The organism is Ignavibacteria bacterium (assembly GCA_015709655.1).
Classification (GTDB): domain Bacteria; phylum Bacteroidota; class Ignavibacteria; order Kapaibacteriales; family Kapaibacteriaceae; genus OLB6.
The window spans coordinates 1965860-1984813 of the sequence record CP054181.1 but is presented as its reverse complement, the minus strand read 5'-3'; the positions used below and the strand labels follow the sequence as shown (position 1 = coordinate 1984813).

Sequence of the window (18954 nt, the reverse complement as noted above, 5' to 3'; positions counted from 1 at the left end):
AAGTCTATTTTTGCGAGCTTCCTTAGCTCAGCTGGCTAGAGCAACTGACTCTTAATCAGTGGGTCCGGGGTTCGAGCCCCCGAGGGAGCACAATCATTGAAATTGGCAGGAACCACAGGAAGACGATTTGCGACGAACGAGCTCTTCTGGAGTAGTTTATGCAGACGAGAAAATCCACCGTGTTCCTGCCGTATTTCAGGCTGTTGTAAGAAACCGTCAGTAGGTTAGTTCAAATTTCAGGTAAGGCCTGTGCGCGAACACACTACTGACGGTTTCTTCGTTTATGCGTCCTTCATTCTATCTGAACAAACCACCGCCATCTGGCAGTGCTGTGATGATCAATGTGGCAGTTTTTGGCCAACGACTGCGATGTAGTTCGGGAATTTCTCTCAAACCCAAACATTGGAATGTTGACCGTCAAGCACTTCGTCCGACCGACCCGCACATCAATGTCAACACAAGACGCTTGAAGTCTATCGAATCCTTCATTGTCGAACTCTACCGCCAACCCCCCTTAAAAGCGTCGAAGTGCTGTTTCGATGTTGCGAAGTTTCGATTGTAGATTCAGTTATGCTTGATACCAGAACTCAAAGCGAGCGGAACTGGTGGCTGCGCGAACGACTTCAGCCGATTCATCAAGGCCTATACGCTGAGAAGTTCGCCCGGACTGGCCCACTCCATAGTGTAAATTTTTTTAGCGCATTGCCTCCGAGTACCCGGTGAGCACATTGGTTTTGATCTTTGTTAGGACCATGTATTTCAAAGCAGCAGTGGCTGTACTCCCGCCTCAGCCTGCAGCAGCGCAGCCTTACGTTCCAGGCCCCAGCGGTAGCCCCCTAACCCTCCATCCGTCCGCAACACACGATGGCACGGTACCGCAATTGCAAACATGTTGGCACCGCAGGCACTACCTATGGCGCGCGCTGCACTCGCAGGCAGGCCCAGTTTGGAAGCTATACCACCGTAGGTTTCGGTACCGCCTCGCGGAATGGTGCAAAGTGCCGACCATACCCGTTGCTGAAACGGTGTTCCCCGGATACACAGCCGCATCCTGTCAGCAGGCGTAACGCCTGTTATCAGCCCGGTAAGCTGACGTTTGAGGACAGCATTGGGGAGGGGGCTTGGGTTGATTGCTTCCGGCACCGAAGCCTCGGCCATTTCTACAAGCGAAGTGTAGGCTCCGTCAATTGATTCAGCAATCGTAATGGCATGCACACCCTCATGGTTGAAGAGAGCGGCAAGAATCCCAAAACGGGTTGATACTGTAATAAAATTGAACACAGAAACGTGTAGTTGAGTTGTTCAACACTCCGGCTGCTCAAAACTACTGCTGTCTGCAACCCGTCGCAAAGTCTTTCGGCATTGAGCGGTATTTTTACACACATGCTACTTCTACTCTTCTTACTCCTGCAAACCAGTACACCCGAAGTTCCGGTAGCCGGTATCGTGAATGGCGACACCATCCTGCTCGAAACGTATGCACGCGAGATCGGACGGAAATCCGAGCTGTATTCAATGACGCATTCAACGTCGGCCAGCATCATGCAGGATACCTGGAATGCCCTGGTGCAGACAGAACTGATTCGCCAAAAAACAAATGAACTCGGCATTGCCGTTTCGAGCGCACAGGTTGACTCGGTACTGCTGAATGCAACTCCCGACTATGTGAAACGCGGATTTACCGATAACAAGGGGCGGTTCGACAAAAAGCTTCTTGAAGCCATGCTGTATCGGCCGGATTCACTTGTTCGAGCACAAAATCCAAAGCTAAAGAATATTACTTCGGCAGTTGCATCGGTTACAAGTACTATGCACGAATTACGCAGCAGGCTTGCCGATGTGTTGCGCATGAATGCACTGCGGGCCTATCGGGAGGCTATCACCCCCCTTGATACGGCTGCTTTGGCCGAACTGTACAAGCAGGCAGCGTACCAGGCCGAGGCCGATGTGTACTTCCTGCCGTGTAAGGATGTGCGTTACACACCCACCGATGCAGAAATTCATGACTGGTACCAGAGACACACGGCTGATTACGTGTCGGATGTGCCGCTGCGACGCTTTGCCGCTCTGCGCTGGGAAACTGTTGCATCACACCTTGATTCATCAATGGTGCTCCGCGATATGCTGTCATTTGTTGCTGCCGTCAATGGAGAACATAATACCGAGAAACGAGACTCAATCTGGGATGGAATAGCGCAGCAGGTTAAGCATACGTCAACAATTCTGTCTGCCGATTCAGTTAGTCAGCGAGAGTTCTATAAGGCTGTTGCCTCTACCCGCAACGGCCGGCCCGGTACATGCGTTGGACCAATCCTGAATCCGCAGGGCTATCATATTATACTGGTTGACAGTGTGCTGCGGCGTCAGGATAAAACCTCACCCGATTACGCCATACGGATACTTGTTGCACCGGTTGAACCAGGCGCAGAAACTACCGACAGTGTTTTTGCAGATGTCCGGCAGGCAGCAAACATGTACTCCAATGGTACACCTATCGACGAGATCGAAGCACGATTTAACAAAAAAATTACAATGTCACCATGGGTTACGTCCACCGATAAAGTCTTTGGCAGCTACCGGGTAGTGCAGGCTGCCTTCGAAGTTCCTGTAGGGGGCTTGGCTCCGCCTGTAGATACGCCTGACAGCGGGGTGGTGCTGGTGATCGCAGCTGATTCGCTGCCTGCAGGCCTGCTTACTCTTGATGCCGCCCGCAGTCGCATTGTTGAAGACATCATTCGGAATAAGGCATGTTCACACCTAGAACCCAGGGCACGGACAATGTACGGACTATGCAAGGCGCTGCCTGACGGACGAATGTTTATTGCCGAACAACTCCCCACAACAAGCGTGTGGAGAGACCAGACGATTGATGCAACAGGGTTTGTTGGCCCCGAAGTGTACGACCCAACAGCATCACTGGCCATCCGCCGCGCCACCAGCGCAGGCATGATGGGTCCGTTCCGTGGTGATGCCGGCTGGTATGTTGTAAACATTATTAACACTAAAACCACCGACCTTCCTCCGTTTTCAGAGTGGCTACAAGCCGAGGGTGATCTGTACGTACAGCGTCAGCGCGAACAGCAATGGTCGGATTTTCTTACCCACATAACACGTACAGCCGATATCCGTGACTTCAGGTGGGTTTGTTTTCGGTACTAAACTATGACGCCTCCCGTTCAGCTTGTGATGCTCGATTTGGGCAATGTGCTTTTCAAGATTGACTTCAGGCGTACTCGGAACGCTTTCATGGCCCTACCCGGATACAACGGGACACCTGTCCAATTTGAAAACGATGAACAGAATCCGATTTTTGTCAGCTACGATAAAGGTATGCTCACCACTGCCGAATTCTATCAGGCGCTCCGGGATCACTTTGGGTTTACGGCATCCTCCGACCACATCAGTAATGCATGGAATGCCATTATCGTAGAACCGTTCTGGTTTGCGGAACAGATACCTACGGAACTTAAACACCACTACTTCTCGGTTCAGGGCAGCGTACCCAAGGTTGTGTTAACCTCGAACATCTCTGAGTTACACCTGGAGACTGCTCAGTCCATGCTGCCCGGGCTTGTAAGCCTTACACCGCTCAATCTAGATGCAGCGCATTACTCCTGCAAAGCCGGCCTCAGGAAGCCTGATGCCGAGTTCTTCATGCATGTATGTGAGGAGCATGGCGTACATCCTTCCCTGGTGGCGTTGTATGATGACAGTCCGCTGAATACGGCTGCAGCGGCAGCACTTGGTATTCGCACAAGCCTGGTTACGCCGGGCGACAGGCAGCTTGCATTCCGTGAGCTTCAGTAGCCACCACTACGTTTTACTGTTGTCTGATTTGTGCTGCACACGACCCACCATCCTCCTCCAGCGAACCAGCATTTGCAGACTGCGCCTCTTTACAATGATGTTAGGCTGATGGATCTCGTGCTCGTTAACTTCGTGTTTGTACGTGGCCAGGATATCGCGGTATGACAGTACGCCAACCACGACCATGTTGTCACCGGACACAACCGGCAACACGTCAACATTTTCGTTGGCCATGATTTCGACGGCAGAACGCAGCGAGTTGTTTGCATACACAAATACCGGACGTCGCTTAATCAAACTGGCAACTGATTTCTCCGGGTTATGATGTGCAGCAAACAGGTTCGACGAGCTGATAATTCCTTGATAGCTACCGTCGTTGTTGGTAACGATAAAGTAGTTTGAGTAGTTATCCGGCTCAGTGCTCAGCAGGTTCAGCACTTCAGCAATTGTATTCTCGGACTTAAGCACCGTACCATCACCCTTAAGCATTTGGGCTACGGTTACCTGCTCAAGCAAGTCAGCCTGATATGAATCGGGCGCTTTAACGCCACGCCGTGCAATCTTCTCTGTCATGATCGTGTGCTCCATCAGGAAGAACGATACCAGATATGCTGCCACACACGTTACCACCAACGGTATCAGCGCATTGGTCTGTGCCGTTGTCTCAAAGGCAAATATGATTGATGTTAACAGCGCACGTGAAGCACCGGCAAACATCGCCGCCATACCTACAAGTGCAGCCAATTGTATCGTAATACCGGCCGACGGGAACACAATTAGAATTCCCATGCCAATCAGTGCACCGGCCGTGCTTCCAATGGTTAGGAGTGGCGCAAGAGTCCCGCCTGAAGTGCCGCTGCCCAATGCAATCACCCACGAAACAAATTTCATGACGCAGAGGATGGCGATCATCTGTACGGTAAGGCTGCCCGACAGCACGTCTGTAATATTCTCGTATCCAACTCCAAGAGTGCGCGGCGCAAAATATCCAACCACACCCACCACCGCACCTCCGATGGCAGGCCACCACATCCAGTGTACGGGTAGTTTACTGAACAGTTCTTCAACATAATACACTGCCTTACTAACGAAAACTGACAGTATGCCAATCACGATACCCAGGCCACCATATACAACCAGCGCTGTGTTGGAGGCTGCGGCAATATCGCCCATTGCAAACACAGGCTGCTGACCAAACAACACATGGTGCCCAGCAGCACCCACCACACACGCAATAGCTACCGGTAGGAGCGACCTTGGCGAGAACTCAAACAGTAACATCTCGATGGCCAGGAGGACAGCCGCTATCGGAGTGCCGAAGATTGCAGCCATCCCCGCTGTAGCTCCGGCTGCCAGCAGAATCTTTCGTTCGTTATGCGTTATCCGTAGAATCTGTCCGATCGTTGATCCAAGGGCACCACCGGTGGCTATGATAGGTCCTTCTGCGCCAAATGGTCCACCAGTTCCAATCGTAATTGCCGACGCAAGAGGCTTCAGGTATGTTACCGCCGGTTTGATTTTACTCTGATTTGTTAATATCTGCTCCAGTGCTTCCGGAATACCGTGTCCACGTATTGCCTTTGACCCATACAATGCCATTACACCTACGATGAGCCCGCCTATTACCGGTACAACAACTACAAACACGCCAAGTGAATTCCCTGCCGGCGATGCATAATCGAATGTGGGACTTCCAAAGAACGACATGTTGGTAACAAAATCTATCAGATACATAAGCCCCTTAGCAATCACGCTTACCACTACGGCAATAACAAATGCGATAGCTGAGATTCTAAGAAGTCGCTTTTTATTCGATCGCGGCTGTTGCTGGTATTGTTCAGCCTCTAATGCCGGATACAGTGAAGGAGCAATAGAAATCCCCGACTGTATGTTGATGGTGTTCATTGTTGCTAAGTGTTTCGGACAACACGTCGTACGCTGCTGGGGTACGGCAAATGCCTGAGTGTAAAAAAGACTGCCGCAAAATTACGTCGTAGCGAGTTGTGTGTAGATTACACCTTAGAACGAGAATTTTAGCCGGAGGCTCGCGTTGTGGATCATGTTGTCGGATCCGGAATCAATCACTGCAAAACTTTGCAGGAAGGCTGATAGTTCCCATGCGTCGGCGAATGCATACGAAATTGTCGGGAACACATACAGCCCGTCGAGTTCAAAAAAGTACATTGCAGATACACCGGCAGAGAATACCGGGCTTGCAATGCTTCGTATTTGCAGGAATGCCGTATGGTTTGTCGGACTCAGTGTTTTTGAACTAACGTCAGTCCCTATATTCAGCATTTTTATAAATCCGGAATCTGGTATTGGCTGAACACTGCTGTTGAACAGATACGAAGCACACAGATACACCGTGCCGCCGATCGTGTAGTCAAGCTCCACTGAAGCGGCCAGAATTCCCGATGTGTCGTCAATGCTGGTTGTAGGATGAAAGTAGCTGCCTTCACCTTTAAACCCAACATCTCCGATACTACCGGCCCATCCGGCCCCCAGAACGAATTCATCGCGGAAGTAACCGGCAATAGCCTGGTAGTCATAGCCCTGGTAATTCGACCGGTACTGAGCGGCATATACGTTGGTGGTGCTGGTATCGGTGAACTTACAGGCAACTTCGATTGATGAGAGCTCGCCTGTATTCATTCTTAGGCGGACTGCGTCGGCACCCGGACGTTCTTCGTAGTCAAAGTCCACAAATGAATACGTGTTGAAAATATCATTGGGGTTCCAAACAAGATTAACGCCCCAGTTGATGCGCTGCCGTCCTACGGTAAGTTCGTAGTCTTCGTATGCAAATCGTCCCCACAGCCGTTCGATGCTTCCCATCACCTTTGCCGACGAAATACCGAACGGCCAGTCCGACAAGTCTTCGGGTTTATGTTTGGAATCAATAAAGTAGTACGAGTACAGGTTTGAGTTTACGGCATTGCCGTAGTAAATCCTATGCCTGAGCTCTACAGCACCCGTAAACCAGTCAAGGGGCTCCCACTTAACGTTCAGTCTGCCATGCAGCAAACCCCAGTGCATCCATTCCTCTTCGGGTATGGCAATCATGCCGTTCAGATTCTTTATGTATCCGCCAATTGTGAGAGCGGGCAGGGACTCTGATTCTGCCTGCACACTATCGACCTGAAAACTGTCGGCCAGCGTACCGTTCGTTTGTGACTGCACGGCTAACGGTGCAAGCAGTGTTGCCACGAAGATGATATAGTTCTTCATCGTCTGAAATCCTCCGTAACCAGGCCATCTTCAAGCGTGATTACCCGTCGCGCTCGTTCGATGACACGTTGGTCATGTGTTGAAAAGATGAAAGTAGTGTTTTCGATGCGGTTCAGCATCGCCATGGTATCAAGCAGCTTCCGGGTAGAAGCACCGTCAAGATTCGCTGTTGGCTCATCGGCCAGCACATACTGTGGTTTTGACGCAAGCGCTCGTGCCACGGCAACACGTTGCTGCTGTCCTCCCGACATTTCGGACGGCTTATTATCTGCCCTGTCGGCAAGACCAACTTCCTCGAGTAGCTCCATTGCTCGTTTCTCGCGTTCCTCTTTATCATGATTTTGCAACAGCATGATGAACTCAACATTTTCCTTTGCGGTCAGCACCGGTATCAGGTTGTACGCCTGGAACACGAAGCCAATGTATTTCAGCCTAAAGTTGATGAGTTCGCTTCCTGTAAAGTTTGTTATATCCATCCCCCCAATCCGGATACTACCTCCGGTGGCCGAGTCAAGTCCGCCAATCATGTTTAGCAGGGTGGTTTTGCCGGACCCTGAAGGCCCGACGATGGCGGTAAACTCGCCGGCCTCTACGGTAAGCGAAATACCGTTCAGTGCCTGTACCGGTATCGTTGTTGCATTGTAGGTCCGGTACAGGTTAGTGATTTGTATGAGTGACATAGTTTAACTCTTTCGAATAACTTCGGCAGGGCGCAGACGAACGGCTCGTGCCGAAGGGTAAACCGCCGCCAGAATTGATGTAAGAATTACAGTTACTGTGATGATGATGTACATCTGCAGGTCGAGTTGCGTGTAGATAACACTGCCAATGCCCAGGCTGTCAAGGCCACTGCCAACTGAGGAAAGATCTATCCCTTTTGCACCAAAGTAGCTGATGCCCAAAAATGCAGCAATAATCCCGGCCGGCCCTCCGATCAAAGCAATGCACAGTGTTTCTACAAGTATCATTGCAAAGACTCTTGCCTTACTCATGCCAATTGCCATGAGCATGCCAAGCTCACGCTGCCTCTCGAGCACTGCCATGAGCATGGTGTTGATAATGCCAAATGACATCGCGATGATGATGATGAGAATGAATACCGAGAGTGCGATAGACATGAGTTCGTTGGCGTAGCCAAGCTCCGGACTCACTTCGTCCCATGTGCGCACTGCGAGCTCAGGCATTTTACCGGCGATTAGCATTGCCGCCTGCTGCAGATCGGTGTTATCCAGCATTACAACCGCCTCATGAATACCCGAGGCTGACCCAATCAGATTATTGATATCGTGCCGGGAAACGAATACCGTGGATTCGTCAAACCGCGACGATGCAGTACGATAGATTCCTGTTACACGGAATGCATTCGAGATCATGTTGTCATTAGCATCCTGAAACGTTAGTACAATTTTGTTATTTAATTTTACTTTCAGTTTCCTGGCAAGCTGTTCACCAATAACAACCTGGTTGCGACGTGACGAACCAAAGTAACTGCCTTCCGTGATGCTTGATGCAATGCTCGTTACCTGCTGCTCCGTGAGTGGGTTAATACCAACCAGGCTGATGCCGTAGCCGCCGGTTGCCGAGGCAGCCATACCAAAACAGTTCCAGTGATACGTCCACTTCTTGTTACCCGGAATGCCGCTGAGCACCTCGGTAACGTAGGCAGTATCAGTAATCTGATACGCGGTACTTTTTTCGGCAATGTAATCGGGGTGATGAATCTGAATATGTCCGAGTCCGGAGCCAATTGCATTCTGGATTCGCTGTGTGTTCAAGCCCCTTGTCATCGCCATCAGGAATAAACCGGCTGAGATTCCCAGTGCAATGGAGCATATCAGGACACTACTGCGCAGTTTATTCCGCCACAGGTTTTTCCATGCGATTTTTAGTATCATGTTATTAACGCCTCGATGCTTTTAGTGGATCCAATTTGTAAACCGATACAATGGAATATGCAGAAAGAAGAACTGCAACGGTCAGTACAGCCGCTCCATGAGTAACCGGAATTGATAAACTGAGAAGCGTTGGCATAACAGGGTCGAAGCCGAAGTTTCGGAGAGTATCGGCTGCCCTGCCGGTTAGTGTTATTGGATTCTGATGAAAGTAGTGGATAAAGGGGCGGGAAATCACGATTCCACTCAACACACCAATTGTTGAAATCAACAGCGACTCAAGCACCAGTATCCGGCTTAGCCGTATCCGGCTCATGCCAACCGAGAGAAGAACGCCAAACTCATAGCGCCGTTCGGCTACCATCATCAAGACGGTGCCAAAGATGCCAAACGAGATTACCATGTACAGAATGAACACCATGATCTGTCCGCCTGCACTGTCAACCTGTATCATCTGAACCAGCTCGGGGAGCATTTCCTGCCACGACATAACCTCGTATTTTTTTGTATCCAGAGTGTGCTGAAGTGCTTGCACTGTTTCAGTAGCATCCGCGCCGGGTTTTAAAAGCAACGCCAGCGCCGTGAGTCTGTTATCCGTTCCGTAAAACGACTGTGCAGCGGCAAGCGGTAGGAATACGGACGCATTGTTGGCCTGTGTTGAAGCAAGTTTTACAACACCCTTCACACTGTATTTGCCTGCGGCAGTACTGGCATTAAACCCCATGCCGACCATTGCCAATGAATCGCCGGTGTGAATTCCAAGGTACCGTGCAAGCCCCTCTGACACGAGCACTGCACTGTCTGAGTCGGTTATGTAGGCTCCGCTGACAACCCGTTTGCGCAGCTCCGACATCTCGTCCTCTGCCGTGGGGTTGATCCCTGAGAGGTGAACTCCGCGTACCTTATCGGCATAGGTAAGCAAGGCAAAGCCTTCAAGTCTGGGAACAACACCGGCAACCGAGCTCTGTTTGAGCAGTTCAGACTCTGTTGCCACATCACGCGGGAACGTGTTATCAAGTGACTGTTCATCCCAGTATCCTTGCGCATGAACCTGAACGTAACCGTACCAGCTACGCACCACGGCATCGGTCATAGAGTCATACATCCCCAACTGCAGTGCGCGAATGAACACTGCAAAGAACACCGAGAACATGATTGACGCAACCGTGATCATACTACGCCGCTTGTTCCTCCAAACGTTCCTCCAGGCAAGTTTTACGTACAGCATACTATTTTACTTTTTCCATGTTGGAGGTTGAGAAAAACTTGTCGTCAATCGGCTTATCGTACTGCAGTGAGGCATAAATCATCACTGTTTTATGTCCGGGCTTCCCCTGCGGCGTCATCTCGATCCGGGAAGCCAGCACCTTACCCCCAAACTGCTTCAGGTTGGTCCCACGCAGAACGTTGATCAGTTCATTATCTTCATCGTAGTATTCAACTCGTCGCTGGACATATTCTTTTTTATCAATGTACGAGATAATCTTACCCCATACGACCGAGGCATTTGGTTTGGGAATCATGACGATTTTGTAGCACTTGCTGCCGTCCACATCTGCTTCCGACTCCAGAGTATGCGTATAATCTGTCACTACTGAACTATGTTTTACCAGATCATCGTTGGTGAAATCGGTCCCCATCCAGGCCTGTGACATCATTGACGGTGGAAGTTTGATTGTTTTCTCAATTGCCGGAACCCTGTTCCAAACCTCTTTATTCCGTTTCAGGAACACATTACCCTTCTCCCGAACCGGAGCAGTGATGTACACCATTGAGTAGTCGGACCCCTTGGTCCACACCCGCATCGACAGATCGCGCTGCCATGACGGACGGATTATTTGCACCGTAATCTCTGCCTGCGAGGTTTTCCCTTTTAGTTTTTCGTCCATCGTACGCACGATCTCTGTTGCATTGCGCGTATTCTGCATGGTCACAACTGAAACTGCTGCAACAAGCAGAGGAACTATGTACGCCATCATAATTATTTTTCCTTTGTTGATGTTGAACAGAACTCTTTAATAAACATTTCCAGTGTTTCGTCGAAGTGCAGGAACCGCTCATTGCCGAACATCAGAAGTTGCACCGCCATCCCGTCCATCACAGCACCATAGCGGAACGCCGTTTCCTGTGGATTCTTTACCCCCATTTCGGTGAAGATGGCAATAGCATTACTGAACATATTACTCCAGTAGCTGCTTACGATTGCGTATGCATTTGACTGCTTGTCAAGCTGGAGCGACAGTGTGATAAACATTTTCCATATTGCCGGATCTGATTTCAGCATTTCGAAACTTGTCCGGATCAGTGCTTCCAGCCGCTTGCACGGATCCGTCACCGCCAGTGCCGGAGCAAACACCTCGCTTACTCTGCCAAGCAGCATCTGCAGAACATGTTCAAGCAACTCGTCCTTACCTGCGAAATAGTTATACATCAGCCCCTTCGAAATCCCTGCTACCCCGGCGATATCACTTATCGACGTTGCCGCAAACCCCTTCCCGGCAAACAAGCCCAGGGCGGCCTCCATAATCCTGGTGCGGCTTACCTCGCGCAGGCTTTCTGACTGTTGTTTAGTACGTGGTGACATAGCTCTCCTATTTTTTGACTGAACGTTTGTTCAAAAATAAAGCTAAAATTCTGTTTGTCAATATATCAAACAGTTTTTTTTTGTATCAGTGCAGCCAAGCGTCAGCCAAAGCCCCCTACCCAACCCTACTTGGAATACCACGAAAATCACAGTGCAGATTATTCAATGTGTCCGTAAATTACATCTAATCAAGAACTTAGAGTTAGGGACATTGTGCAGTGCAAGGATAGTGAAGGGGCTGTGACTGCCGGTGGCGGCGATCGTCCGACGGCAAAAACCTATAAGCAGGCGTGTATTGAATATCTGACCACCGCCGAATGGGTTGCCTGCAATCGTGACCACATTTTAGCAGTCCTTTGGGACAGTTTTTTCTGTGACAAGGAGTACACCTCATCCGAGGACATTGGCTGGTACAGCCTGCGAGCCGACCCCAAAACCGGCAACTTCTTTGTGTTTGTAACCGGTCCCGACGGCAACAACACCCGTTTGTTCATCCAGCCCGGCACCCATCGCGGGATCATTGCAGCCGACAACACAATCAACAACGAGTTCATATTGCAAACCTGGTTAGAATTGTCAGAATCCCTCATCAGGGAGCAGATTCCAACCGGGTCAGCCAAACTCAAACATTGATCCAGCGCAAACCTGATCCGGTGTAGTTCACAGTTGCATATCCTTGCACGCTGTGCGCCACCCCCGCACCATGTACGTGTTTGCATACCTGTACAGCACCGTGCGCCTGCTTCTGCATCATTACCGTTAACAGTCCAAACCCCAACCGCATCTAGGCAGGGGTTAAAGTTTGACGCAGACCTATAACTATCCGCAACCTCTCCAAACCGATAAAACAGGTTAGCCTCCACCTTGACTAAGCATCCGGATAGTTTTCCCCTTATGTGGAGCAGGCACAATCGCCTTAGTAAAACGAATTTGACGGAGGGCTTGGGAGAGCTTGGGAGACCTCGCACCTACAGTATCTTGGTGGTTATAACAGAAACCGAGCCACACAATGATTCCAGTCCATGCCGCACACTCCAATACCATTCTTCACCAGGAAGCGTGTCGTTATTACAATAAACTTCAGTAGTGCTCAATGTTGCTCCAAAAGCATTGGTTGTTTTTGTAACTACCTTTGCCGTTGCAGCAACATGATAGTTTAAACTAGACTGTAGAGTAGCAGACTGCTGATCTCCCATACCCCCCGTTGCAGCGCCTGCATAAACATTCCCTGCAGGCTGATTTACTTTAATCGTGATTTGCCATATTTTCTTACTAACGGAGCCTGCCCAAAAACTTGATTCTTCCGCTGATTCTCCCTGAATCAAACCTACCACGGTATCAGCAAGAGTAATGTTAAAACCATGCATCACAAGCAAGCTCATTGCAGACCTGACCACGTCTGCACGAGTATGCTCTCCGCACGGAATTGTATGCTGGTGTACCTTTATCGTGTTGCAGGCAGTAATGCAACACGCAACACCTATTGCCATGAGTATCAATTTCATAATGCATTCCTTAAAATATTCCGGATACTTAAAACACACAAAAGCAGCTTGAGTGAATACCTGCAGCGCATCAGCGGACCCGGCATTTTTATTCTAACATGTTTTGCATGCAGTTCAGCACTGCACCAATTCCTGCCAATCGCTCATCAAGCTCCGACTTACATCCTCAGATACGCCTGATACTGTATCGTCGGCAATACACTCAACCTTGCAAGTATTCAAATGTCACCCAATACACGGCATATCATGTCGCGCTTCATGTATCTTTCAAAAACTGATTTTCTTCAGTTCTGACATTATAACCAGAGCAGCAGATCTTTGAAAGTGCGTTTTAGCTGTGGCTACGACCCACGCCGTTGTGAATTGGCTACTAGAGCAGATCTTTGAAAGTTGTATCAGCGTATACTACAACGGTTTTTTGTTGTGAATTGGCTACTAGAGCAGATCTTTGAAAGTTGATATGCAAGGATGCCAGCCCTTGCATCTGTTGTGAATTGGCTACTAGAGCAGATCTTTGAAAGTCAACCTTCAAATCCTCACGCAACAGCTGCGTTGTGAATTGGCTACTAGAGCAGATCTTTGAAAGTAAACCACTTCGCCCCTGTGCTACGTCTATAGTTGTGAATTGGCTACTAGAGCAGATCTTTGAAAGTTGCAGACGGCAGGGCACTACCACGCCTGTGTTGTGAATTGGCTACTAGAGCAGATCTTTGAAAGTTGAAGCACGAACTAATCACCATACGCGGTGTTGTGAATTGGCTACTAGAGCAGATCTTTGAAAGTTAGTTACTTGGCTTGCCGTACAACAGCTCGTTGTGAATTGGCTACTAGAGCAGATCTTTGAAAGTTCCTTCGCATTTGGTGTGAACTCGTTTATCGTTGTGAATTGGCTACTAGAGCAGATCTTTGAAAGTGGTGTCGTTGGTGCTGCCATCGGTGGCCTTGTTGTGAATTGGCTACTAGAGCAGATCTTTGAAAGTCGCTGTGCCACCCAATAACAGTTGCCTCCAGTTGTGAATTGGCTACTAGAGCAGATCTTTGAAAGTTTTCTGACGTGTAGGCTGATACGTCCTCGTGTTGTGAATTGGCTACTAGAGCAGATCTTTGAAAGTTTTTCGAATCCTGTTATTCAATCGCCAGGGTTGTGAATTGGCTACTAGAGCAGATCTTTGAAAGTACCAAAGAAACAGACACATCCACCTCACCAGTTGTGAATTGGCTACTAGAGCAGATCTTTGAAAGTCCCTATCGAGGGGATAGCTGTAACGTATCGTTGTGAATTGGCTACTAGAGCAGATCTTTGAAAGTCGTTAGCTGCATCGGCATCGATCAAACCCTGTTGTGAATTGGCTACTAGAGCAGATCTTTGAAAGTCGGTAGACATTGTCGCCACGATTGTAGCAAGTTGTGAATTGGCTACTAGAGCAGATCTTTGAAAGTAGTCGCGCATAGCTGCACCGTCGCCAGTAGTTGTGAATTGGCTACTAGAGCAGATCTTTGAAAGTCATCGACTTTGACCAAGCGTTGAACCTTGGTTGTGAATTGGCTACTAGAGCAGATCTTTGAAAGTCAGGAGCTGAAGCAGGACGTCGCCGTACTCGTTGTGAATTGGCTACTAGAGCAGATCTTTGAAAGTGCTCAACCCCGTGAATCCACGCAAGATCAGTTGTGAATTGGCTACTAGAGCAGATCTTTGAAAGTTCTTCGGCAGGCTCCCGCATTCGCGGTGGGTTGTGAATTGGCTACTAGAGCAGATCTTTGAAAGTAGTACAGCAAGAACACATTGCGTCCCGTGGTTGTGAATTGGCTACTAGAGCAGATCTTTGAAAGTGCAACTGTTATTGGGTGGCACAGCGTAACAGTTGTGAATTGGCTACTAGAGCAGATCTTTGAAAGTGTGAAGCATGAGCTTATCGACATACGCGGTGTTGTGAATTGGCTACTAGAGCAGATCTTTGAAAGTAAGAGACGGAAGCATACGCAGCCATCTACGGTTGTGAATTGGCTACTAGAGCAGATCTTTGAAAGTACGGTGGCATGCCGTTCGACTTCGGTACTGTTGTGAATTGGCTACTAGAGCAGATCTTTGAAAGTTACGTGTGAACATGGTCCCAACCTCCACCTGTTGTGAATTGGCTACTAGAGCAGATCTTTGAAAGTTATGTTGGTGCGTGATATGGGTGGTTGGATGTTGTGAATTGGCTACTAGAGCAGATCTTTGAAAGTCGGCAGTAACGAACGCCTCTCCCCACCCCGTTGTGAATTGGCTACTAGAGCAGATCTTTGAAAGTCGTGCGCGGACTATACTGGCCTGCCTTTTGTTGTGAATTGGCTACTAGAGCAGATCTTTGAAAGTACGACGTCGTGGACTCATGGGGCACGCGCTGTTGTGAATTGGCTACTAGAGCAGATCTTTGAAAGTAGGTCACCGTGACGAACCAACTGACCGTTGGTTGTGAATTGGCTACTAGAGCAGATCTTTGAAAGTCAGGCTCTTAGAGACATTGACGCCCTAGGCGTTGTGAATTGGCTACTAGAGCAGATCTTTGAAAGTTCTCTCGAAGAAGGCCGTGCAAAGGGCCGTGTTGTGAATTGGCTACTAGAGCAGATCTTTGAAAGTTGAAGCATGAGCTTATCGACATACGCGGTGTTGTGAATTGGCTACTAGAGCAGATCTTTGAAAGTGCAAACCAAGACCCATTGGCCGCACTACAGTTGTGAATTGGCTACTAGAGCAGATCTTTGAAAGTGGTTCCCCGTGTCATCCATAAGGAAATGTGTTGTGAATTGGCTACTAGAGCAGATCTTTGAAAGTCGTCCTGTCAATGACACGGTCCAACGTCCCGTTGTGAATTGGCTACTAGAGCAGATCTTTGAAAGTTCGCCCGTGCTTGCACCTGCCAACGAATCCGTTGTGAATTGGCTACTAGAGCAGATCTTTGAAAGTTTCGCTTGTGCCGTCGCCTCAAGCGTTGCCGTTGTGAATTGGCTACTAGAGCAGATCTTTGAAAGTTCCGCACCTTGGGGTACGTCGCACCTGTTTGTTGTGAATTGGCTACTAGAGCAGATCTTTGAAAGTGAGCCGTAGGCTATTATAGTCCTCCTGTTTGTTGTGAATTGGCTACTAGAGCAGATCTTTGAAAGTTACATGACCTTGCGGCCCTTCAGCACGACCGTTGTGAATTGGCTACTAGAGCAGATCTTTGAAAGTGCTGTCTTTGTCGGCAGTGACCTCGACTGGTTGTGAATTGGCTACTAGAGCAGATCTTTGAAAGTCATCAAGAAATTTACTGATTGGGTGCTGAGTTGTGAATTGGCTACTAGAGCAGATCTTTGAAAGTCGAAGCGGGGAGCTATCCCGTTTCGTTTGGCTACTAGAGCAGATCTTTGAAAGTCGAAGCGGGGAGCTATCCCGTTTCGTTTTGTTGTGAATTGGCTACTAGAGCAGATCTTTGAAAGTTGCCGCCCGAATACATGCGCACACCACCAGTTGTGAATTGGCTACTAGAGCAGATCTTTGAAAGTCCATTACTAACACACCATGACGCTACTAAGTTGTGAATTGGCTACTAGAGCAGATCTTTGAAAGTACTACGAGAAAAGGTTCACCCCTAACGCAGTTGTGAATTGGCTACTAGAGCAGATCTTTGAAAGTTCCGTTGCCAGTGTTTCGATTTTCTGTTTGGTTGTGAATTGGCTACTAGAGCAGATCTTTGAAAGTGCCGTTACTGCGTTGGCACGGAAGTCGGCTGTTGTGAATTGGCTACTAGAGCAGATCTTTGAAAGTCCAGAGAGGGAGGGCTGTCTATTAGTATGGTTGTGAATTGGCTACTAGAGCAGATCTTTGAAAGTTCGATGCCGAGAAACGTGCTAAGCATTACGTTGTGAATTGGCTACTAGAGCAGATCTTTGAAAGTTGGCAACGTACGTGCCCGGCAACAAGTACCGTTGTGAATTGGCTACTAGAGCAGATCTTTGAAAGTATCACGATGACCTTATTGACGCCCTTGTTGTTGTGAATTGGCTACTAGAGCAGATCTTTGAAAGTCAATCCTGATGCTGGCATGTTATGCGTCCGTTGTGAATTGGCTACTAGAGCAGATCTTTGAAAGTAAGATGCGATTGAGCCAACCTTCCTTTATCGTTGTGAATTGGCTACTAGAGCAGATCTTTGAAAGTTGTTGCGCGAGACTGCCAGCGCATCGGGCAGTTGTGAATTGGCTACTAGAGCAGATCTTTGAAAGTTGTCGTACCTGAAGACCGGATTCCCGAAGGGTTGTGAATTGGCTACTAGAGCAGATCTTTGAAAGTAAGCCGCATACCGAGCCGCATCCCGAGCCGTTGTGAATTGGCTACTAGAGCAGATCTTTGAAAGTCTGGTGAGCCCAAGCATCCACCGCGTAAACGTTGTGAATTGGCTACTAGAGCAGATCTTTGAAAGTGGGCATTCGCTCACGCTTCGGCGCGCTTGGTTGTGAATTGGCTACTAGAGCAGATCTTTGAAAGTGGGCATGCAGGTATCATTGCGCACCATTGGGTTGTGAATTGGCTACTAGAGCAGATCTTTGAAAGTGATTGTACGCGCTGGTCATAAGCTCGTTATGTTGTGAATTGGCTACTAGAGCAGATCTTTGAAAGTAGGAAGCCCAACAGGACGTGCTCAACTACTGTTGTGAATTGGCTACTAGAGCAGATCTTTGAAAGTGCTTGGCCAGCAGGTCACAGCCGTCGTTGGTTGTGAATTGGCTACTAGAGCAGATCTTTGAAAGTATGGCAGGGCAACACTCATGGCATCAGCGTTGTGAATTGGCTACTAGAGCAGATCTTTGAAAGTTGATCCCTGAAGAGGTGCGCAGCCGCGTTTGTTGTGAATTGGCTACTAGAGCAGATCTTTGAAAGTTCAAGCCACCAGTAACCATGACGGCAACGAGTTGTGAATTGGCTACTAGAGCAGATCTTTGAAAGTCTTGACGCATGGCATAGGCTGGCAGGTCTGTTGTGAATTGGCTACTAGAGCAGATCTTTGAAAGTCCAAAAGATATATGTTAGTGAAGACGGCCAGTTGTGAATTGGCTACTAGAGCAGATCTTTGAAAGTCAAGCCGCATACCAAGCAGCAGCCAGTTCTGTTGTGAATTGGCTACTAGAGCAGATCTTTGAAAGTTGTTCTTCGAGTCCCGCGAGCTGCTGTTGTGTTGTGAATTGGCTACTAGAGCAGATCTTTGAAAGTTGAAGTCAACATCGCAAATAACTACGTCCGTTGTGAATTGGCTACTAGAGCAGATCTTTGAAAGTGCATTGCCGCGTTAGTGTATCTCAGCGTGGTTGTGAATTGGCTACTAGAGCAGATCTTTGAAAGTACAAGCGGTGAAGAGGCACACAACAAAATGTTGTGAATTGGCTACTAGAGCAGATCTTTGAAAGTCGAAAGCTAGGTGCTCATACAGGTCGGCAGTTGTGAATTGGCTACTAGAGCAGATCTTTGAAAGTTGCGTAGCTTGTCTATTGCTGCCTTGGCTGTTGTGAATTGGCTACTAGAGCAGATCTTTGAAAGTTACAGACTATCCAAGTAGTAAACAACGTTAGTTGTGAATTGGCTACTAGAGCAGATCTTTGAAAGTCAGTCATGGCCCCATACAACGCGTGGAAGGGTTGTGAATTGGCTACTAGAGCAGATCTTTGAAAGTTGTTCGGTGGTATGGTCACTGCCATGAACGTTGTGAATTGGCTACTAGAGCAGATCTTTGAAAGTCGCTGATTGGTTAACCAACACGCGCGCCTGTTGTGAATTGGCTACTAGAGCAGATCTTTGAAAGTTCCCAGAGACCGAATACAAGACAATCCGTGTTGTGAATTGGCTACTAGAGCAGATCTTTGAAAGTACACCTCTGGCATGCTCGCCACGGGATAGGTTGTGAATTGGCTACTAGAGCAGA

The 18954-nt window shown here is 48.7% G+C and carries 12 protein-coding genes, 1 tRNA gene and 1 CRISPR repeat array (1 of these 14 running past the window's edge); of the genes, 4 read left to right on the top strand and 9 right to left on the bottom strand.

Features of this window, described 5'->3' with window-relative positions:
- Positions 1-16 precede the first annotated feature (16 nt).
- Positions 17-90 (top strand) — tRNA-Lys (locus HRU79_08030).
- Between the two features lie 669 nt (positions 91-759).
- Here the strand turns inward: HRU79_08030 and HRU79_08025 are convergent.
- Entirely contained in the window at positions 760-1158 is a 399-nt protein-coding gene (locus HRU79_08025; GenBank protein ID QOJ27303.1) for a methylated-DNA--[protein]-cysteine S-methyltransferase, read from the bottom strand.
- A gap of 225 nt (positions 1159-1383) precedes the next feature.
- Here HRU79_08025 and HRU79_08020 point away from each other — a divergent pair, with 225 nt between their 5' ends.
- Together HRU79_08020 and HRU79_08015 are read left to right on the top strand one after the other, a co-directional pair.
- On the top strand, positions 1384-3159 hold the full coding sequence (locus tag HRU79_08020) for a SurA N-terminal domain-containing protein (protein QOJ26596.1): 1776 nt from the start codon (positions 1384-1386) through the stop codon (positions 3157-3159).
- 3 nt (positions 3160-3162) lie between these two features.
- On the top strand, positions 3163-3807 hold the full coding sequence (locus HRU79_08015; protein ID QOJ26595.1) for a hypothetical protein: 645 nt from the start codon (positions 3163-3165) through the stop codon (positions 3805-3807).
- A gap of 6 nt (positions 3808-3813) precedes the next feature.
- On the opposite strand, the gene HRU79_08010 is transcribed toward HRU79_08015, so the two are convergent.
- The 7 genes from HRU79_08010 to HRU79_07980 all read right to left on the bottom strand — a co-directional run bounded on the left by HRU79_08010 (position 3814) and on the right by HRU79_07980 (position 11514).
- Complete coding sequence (locus HRU79_08010; GenBank protein ID QOJ26594.1) at positions 3814-5712, bottom strand: chloride channel protein; 1899 nt, start codon at positions 5710-5712, stop codon at positions 3814-3816.
- 114 nt (positions 5713-5826) lie between these two features.
- Entirely contained in the window at positions 5827-7038 is a 1212-nt protein-coding gene (locus HRU79_08005) for a hypothetical protein (GenBank protein ID QOJ26593.1), read from the bottom strand.
- Entirely contained in the window at positions 7035-7718 is a 684-nt protein-coding gene (locus HRU79_08000) for an ABC transporter ATP-binding protein (GenBank protein QOJ26592.1), read from the bottom strand. Before HRU79_08000 ends, HRU79_08005 begins: the two co-directional genes overlap by 4 nt.
- Before the next feature lie 3 nt (positions 7719-7721).
- Positions 7722-8933 (bottom strand): ABC transporter permease, encoded by a 1212-nt coding sequence (locus HRU79_07995; protein QOJ26591.1) that lies wholly within the window; start codon positions 8931-8933, stop codon positions 7722-7724.
- A gap of 4 nt (positions 8934-8937) precedes the next feature.
- Positions 8938-10158: an ABC transporter permease gene (locus tag HRU79_07990; GenBank protein ID QOJ26590.1), complete on the bottom strand. Its 1221-nt coding sequence runs from the start codon at positions 10156-10158 to the stop codon at positions 8938-8940.
- 1 nt (position 10159) lies between these two features.
- Positions 10160-10858: an outer membrane lipoprotein-sorting protein gene (locus HRU79_07985; GenBank protein QOJ27302.1), complete on the bottom strand. Its 699-nt coding sequence runs from the start codon at positions 10856-10858 to the stop codon at positions 10160-10162.
- Positions 10859-10911: 53 nt separating this feature from the next.
- Positions 10912-11514 carry a TetR/AcrR family transcriptional regulator gene (locus tag HRU79_07980; protein ID QOJ26589.1) on the bottom strand — a complete coding sequence of 201 codons (603 nt, stop codon included), beginning with the start codon at positions 11512-11514 and terminating at the stop codon, positions 10912-10914.
- Between the two features lie 213 nt (positions 11515-11727).
- Here HRU79_07980 and HRU79_07975 point away from each other — a divergent pair, with 213 nt between their 5' ends.
- Positions 11728-12147: a hypothetical protein gene (locus HRU79_07975; GenBank protein QOJ26588.1), complete on the top strand. Its 420-nt coding sequence runs from the start codon at positions 11728-11730 to the stop codon at positions 12145-12147.
- A gap of 335 nt (positions 12148-12482) precedes the next feature.
- On the opposite strand, the gene HRU79_07970 is transcribed toward HRU79_07975, so the two are convergent.
- Complete coding sequence (locus HRU79_07970; protein QOJ26587.1) at positions 12483-13019, bottom strand: hypothetical protein; 537 nt, start codon at positions 13017-13019, stop codon at positions 12483-12485.
- A 290-nt stretch (positions 13020-13309) separates the two neighbouring features.
- A CRISPR array of direct repeats spans positions 13310-18954; the repeat unit is 35 nt; unit sequence GTTGTGAATTGGCTACTAGAGCAGATCTTTGAAAG; it runs 4795 nt beyond the window's last position.

What these genes read in the sequence shown, in the direction of transcription:
- HRU79_08025 (QOJ27303.1), bottom strand. Translation starts at nt 1,158, where the DNA reads ATGGCCGAGGCTTCGGTGCCGGAAGCAATCAACCCAAGCCCCCTCCCC.
- HRU79_08020 (QOJ26596.1), top strand. Translation starts at nt 1,384, where the DNA reads ATGCTACTTCTACTCTTCTTACTCCTGCAAACCAGTACACCCGAAGTT.
- HRU79_08015 (QOJ26595.1), top strand. Translation starts at nt 3,163, where the DNA reads ATGACGCCTCCCGTTCAGCTTGTGATGCTCGATTTGGGCAATGTGCTT.
- HRU79_08010 (QOJ26594.1), bottom strand. Translation starts at nt 5,712, where the DNA reads ATGAACACCATCAACATACAGTCGGGGATTTCTATTGCTCCTTCACTG.
- HRU79_08005 (QOJ26593.1), bottom strand. Translation starts at nt 7,038, where the DNA reads ATGAAGAACTATATCATCTTCGTGGCAACACTGCTTGCACCGTTAGCC.
- HRU79_08000 (QOJ26592.1), bottom strand. Translation starts at nt 7,718, where the DNA reads ATGTCACTCATACAAATCACTAACCTGTACCGGACCTACAATGCAACA.
- HRU79_07995 (QOJ26591.1), bottom strand. Translation starts at nt 8,933, where the DNA reads ATGATACTAAAAATCGCATGGAAAAACCTGTGGCGGAATAAACTGCGC.
- HRU79_07990 (QOJ26590.1), bottom strand. Translation starts at nt 10,158, where the DNA reads ATGCTGTACGTAAAACTTGCCTGGAGGAACGTTTGGAGGAACAAGCGG.
- HRU79_07985 (QOJ27302.1), bottom strand. Translation starts at nt 10,858, where the DNA reads ATGCAGAATACGCGCAATGCAACAGAGATCGTGCGTACGATGGACGAA.
- HRU79_07980 (QOJ26589.1), bottom strand. Translation starts at nt 11,514, where the DNA reads ATGTCACCACGTACTAAACAACAGTCAGAAAGCCTGCGCGAGGTAAGC.
- HRU79_07970 (QOJ26587.1), bottom strand. Translation starts at nt 13,019, where the DNA reads ATGAAATTGATACTCATGGCAATAGGTGTTGCGTGTTGCATTACTGCC.